The sequence below is a fragment of the Achromobacter sp. K91 genome (assembly GCF_003576205.1).
GTDB classification, from domain to species: Bacteria; Pseudomonadota; Gammaproteobacteria; order Burkholderiales; family Burkholderiaceae_B; genus Achromobacter; species Achromobacter aegrifaciens.
This window is the reverse complement of the sequence record NZ_QWFB01000088.1, coordinates 1-4,381: the sequence shown is the minus strand read 5'-3', so window position 1 is coordinate 4,381 and position 4,381 is coordinate 1. Positions and strand designations below refer to the sequence as shown.

2 protein-coding genes are annotated in these 4,381 nt (G+C 66.9%); both read left to right on the top strand.

Translation table 11 applies throughout. The features are described 5' to 3' along the window. The coding region (locus DXK93_RS31735; RefSeq protein WP_119452208.1) for a DUF748 domain-containing protein at positions 1-2,477 on the top strand (2,477 nt) is incomplete at its 5' end. A gap of 63 nt (positions 2,478-2,540) precedes the next feature. Next, complete coding sequence (locus DXK93_RS31730; RefSeq protein ID WP_119452207.1) at positions 2,541-3,419, top strand: dienelactone hydrolase family protein; 879 nt, start codon at positions 2,541-2,543, stop codon at positions 3,417-3,419. The last annotated feature ends 962 nt before the right edge of the window (positions 3,420-4,381 follow it).

The following is a 4,381-nucleotide window of genomic DNA, read 5'->3' as shown; positions in this document are numbered from 1 at the left end:
GGGCCGGCCCCGCCGCGGCCCCGGCCCAGCCCCAGGCCCAGGGCGCGCCGGCCGCAGCGGGCGCAACCTCGGACCCCTCCGCCAAGGGCGCTGCGCCTGCAGCAGCGGCCGCCGCCGCGGGAGCGCCCGCCGCGGGAGCGCCCGCCGCTCCGCCCGCCACGACTCCGGCAGGAACCCCGGCCGTGGACGCCGCCGCGCCTCAGCCGGCGCCCGCGCCCGCTGAATGGAAGGTCGAGCTGGATGCCTTCAATCTGCACGAAGGCGAGGTCTACGTCACCGACGCGGTCAGCAAGCTGGACTACGTGATGACCGGCCTGGCCGCGACGGTCGAGGGCGTGGCCCTGCCGCAGGTGTCCGGCCAGCCCATCAATTTGTGGCTGACCATGGACAACAGCACCGACGGCGGCTGGCTGCGCGCCAAAGGGCCGCTGGTCCTGAAGCCGCTGTCGCTGGAACTGGGCGTGCGCTTGGGCAACATTGCGCTGGCGCCCCTGGCGCCGGCCGTGCGCAACGCGGCGCCGATCGCGCTGCTGGATGGCCGCCTGGCCGCCAGCGCGCAAGTTCATGTGAAGGAAACGAACGGCGCGGTGGATGCATCCGCCAGCGCCGTGCAGGCCGACCTGACCCAATTCAAGGCCCGCGACGAATCCCTCAAGCCCGCCGTGGACATCGCGCTGCAAAGCCTGCGCGTGACCGCCGACCGCCTGGCCATGGGACCGGGCCAGAGCAATTTCACCCTGGCCGCCGCCGGCATCCAGGGCAATGGCAAGCTCGATCTCAAGGGCGCGTTCACGCCACAGCCGCTGACGGTGAAAACCTCCGTGGACCTGTCGGAACTGAACGTCGCGTCCTTTGCGCCCTATGCGGCCTCCAGCCTGAACGCCACGGTGCGCGCCATCACGCTGGGCGCCAAGGGCAACGCGGAGTTCGCCGCCGCGGCCGGTTCGGCGCCGATGAAGGCCAGCTGGAAGGGCGGCGTCGAAGTCACCGGCGTGGACCTGCAGGACCGAGTCAACAAGGATGACTTCCTGAACTGGAAGCGCCTGGGCTTTACCGGCATGGACATCTCGGTGGCGGGCGACAAGATCGGCGCCAAGCTGGGCGACATCGCGCTCGAGGATTTCTACGGCCGCGTGCTGCTCAACGCCCAAGGTCGCCTGAATGTCATGGACCTGGTGGCGGCTCCCGGCCAGGCCGGGGGCTCCATCACCCAGGACACCCAGACGCCTGGCCGCAGCGCCGCGCCGCCACCCGCCGCGCCCGCCGCCAAGGGGGGCGGGGGCATGCCGGACATCTCGGTTAACAGCGTCACCTTGAACCGCGGCCGCATGACCTTCACGGACCGCTTCGTCAAGCCCAACTACGTGGCCGAGCTCTCCAGCATCGAAGGTTCGATCACGGCGGTGTCGTCCACCAATCCCCAGCCCGCCAAGGTCAAGGTTACCGGGCGCGTCTACACCACCGCGCCGCTGTCGATCAGCGGGGTGGTGCAGCCTTTCGCCAAGTACCTGTCGCTGGACCTGAAGGCTTCGGCCAAGGGCGTGGACCTGCCGCGCTTCAATACCTATTCGGCCAAGTACGTGGGCTACCCCATCAAGCGCGGCAAGCTCTCGGTGGACCTGGAATACAAGATCAAGGACCGCGCGCTGCAAGCCACCAACCATGTGGTGCTGAACCAGCTGACCTTCGGCGACAAGACCAACAGTCCCGACGCGACCAAGCTGCCGGTGCTGCTGGCCGTGGCCTTGCTGAAGGACTCGCGCGGCAACATCGACATCAACCTGCCGATTTCCGGTTCGCTTGACGATCCGGAGTTCTCGGTGGGCGGCATCGTGGTGCGCGTGCTGCTGAACCTGGTGGTCAAGGCGGTGACTTCGCCCTTCAGTCTGCTGGCCTCGGCCTTCGGCGGCGGGGAAGAACTGTCCTACGTGGAGTTCGCGCCGGGCAGCGCGGCGCTGACCGAGGACAGCCTGCAGCGCATCGACACGCTGACCAAGGCGCTGACGGACCGTCCGGCCCTGAAGATGGACATCAGCGGCCGCGCCGATCCCAAGACCGACATGGAAGGCCTGCGCCAGGCCTGGGTCGACGCCAAGATCCGCGCCGCCAAGGCCGCGGACGTCGCGCCGCGCGGCAAGAAGCCGAACCCGGCCGGCGTCGAGGTTTCGGGTGCGGAGCGCGCCAAGTATCTGGAAGAGGTCTACGACGACACGGACATCAAGGACAAGCCGCGCAACTTCATCGGCATGTCCAAATCCGTGCCGGCGGCGCAGATGGAGGAGATGCTGCGCAGCGTGGCGCCGGTGGGCGACGAGCAGTTGCGCCAACTGGCCGATGCGCGCGCGCAGGCGGTTTATGAGAAGCTGCAAGCCCAGGAAGGACTCGCGGATCGCGTGTTCATCGTTGCGCCGCAACTGGACGCGGATGGCATCAAGGACGAGGGGCAACCCTCGCGCGTGGACTTCTCCCTGAAGTGAACCAGGCTGGTCCGGAAGGCGGCGTCCAGCCGCCCCTGCCAGCTTTTTGCCAGGAGATTCTCGATGAATGACCAGGACGCGCACTTCGACAGCCTGCTGCCGCCCCTGCGGCTGAACCGGCGGGGTTTCATGGCCACCACGGTGGCGACGGGGTTTTCGCTGGCGGCCGGACAGGCCGTGGCGCAGACCACGATCACCACGGACGTCAACGGCCTTGTCGCCGGCAAGGTGGACATCCCGGTCAAGGACGGCAAGATGCCGGCATACCGCGCGGCGCCCAAGGGCAAGAAGGACCTGCCCACGGTGCTGGTGGTGTCGGAGATTTTCGGGGTGCACGAGTACATCCAGGACGTGTGCCGGCGGCTGGCCCACCAGGGCTATCTGGCCATCGCGCCCGAGCTGTTCGCGCGCCAGGGCGATCCGTCCAAGTACACCGAGATCCCCAAGTTGCAGGCGGAAATCATCGGCAAGGTCCCGGACGCGCAGGTGATGTCCGACCTGGACTCGACCGCGGCCTGGGCCACGTCCAACGGCGGCAATCCGGACCGGCTGGGCATCGTGGGCTTTTGCTGGGGCGGCCGCCAGGTCTGGCTGTACGCGGCCCACAACCCGAAGCTCAAGGCCGGCGCGGCCTGGTACGGCCAGTTGGGCGGGCAGCCTTCGGAACTGAAGCCCAAATCGGTGCTGAGCCAGGTGAACGACCTGAAGGCGAAGGTGCTGGGAGCCTATGGCGGCAAGGACGCCGGGATTTCGATGGCGGACGTGGACAAGATGCGGCTGGAACTGGCGCAGGGGCCGGCGGCGGCGAAGGCTTCGCGGATCGATGTGTATCCGGACGCGCCGCATGCGTTTCATGCGGATTATCGGCCTTCTTATCGGAAGGCTGAGGCGGAGCAGGCTTGGACGCGGATGTTGGATTGGTTCAAGCAGAACGGGCTTTGATCTTCGTGGGTTCGTTTGGGTCTTCTTGGGGCTTGTTGGGCGCTATGAGTGCGCACGAGTCTTCGTAGGTCCCACGAGTCTTCGTAGGTCCCACGAGTCTTCGTAGGTCCCACGAGTCTTCGTAGGTCCCGCGAGTCTTCGTAGGTCGCCCGCGCCGCGGGCTGCGTGCGTCTTGGCTTGTTGCGTTGCTAGAGCTGTGGTCGGCGGAGAGTCTTGGGCTGCCCGTATTAATCGGCCGCGCGGGCGGCCGATTAATACATACGTCATTATTTGAAGTGTGATTGTGATCGCTGGCGCGCATGCCTCGATTGGATTTCTTCTGGCGTCGCCGTCAGGGGGGAGGGGCGGTGATGGGTGGCGCGCGGCGGGCAGCCGTTTGTGCATGAAGACCCGTACGCGCGCCACCCATCCGGTTTTGGAGTTCAAGTGGCGATTGACTTGCCAACGGGCTTTGATGGGCCGTCACGAAAAAGTGCCCGTGATATCCACGATCACTCCCCACCAGCGCGCAGCGCCATCGGGAATCGCAAGACACCGCGTAAGCCCCCAGAGGCCGCCTGCGCGGCCGGCCGGGGGCGGGCCCCGCAAGATCCATCGCCAAACCCCACCGGCGGCGAGAACCCTAAGCACACCGTTCGTCCTCGGGGCCAGGAAGTTTCAACCAGCAGAGCCAGTCGCGGCGGCGGGGCCAGAGGCGCGGGGCGTCGATAAGCCCGAGGGAATCTGAAGGAACCGCCGAAGGCGGTGACGAAGATGACGAAGGGGAAGTCCGGAGCGAAGGCTCCGGACCGCAATCGTTGCCCCGCGCCTCTGGCCCCGCCGCTGCGACTGGCGTCTCAAGAACCTGAACCTTCAGAAACAGAACCTGCTACTGCGCCTTCTCCCCCGGCAACCCATCACTAACCTCCGCCAACGCCCTCTTCATATCCTCATACTCCATCACCCGTCTCTTATACACATCT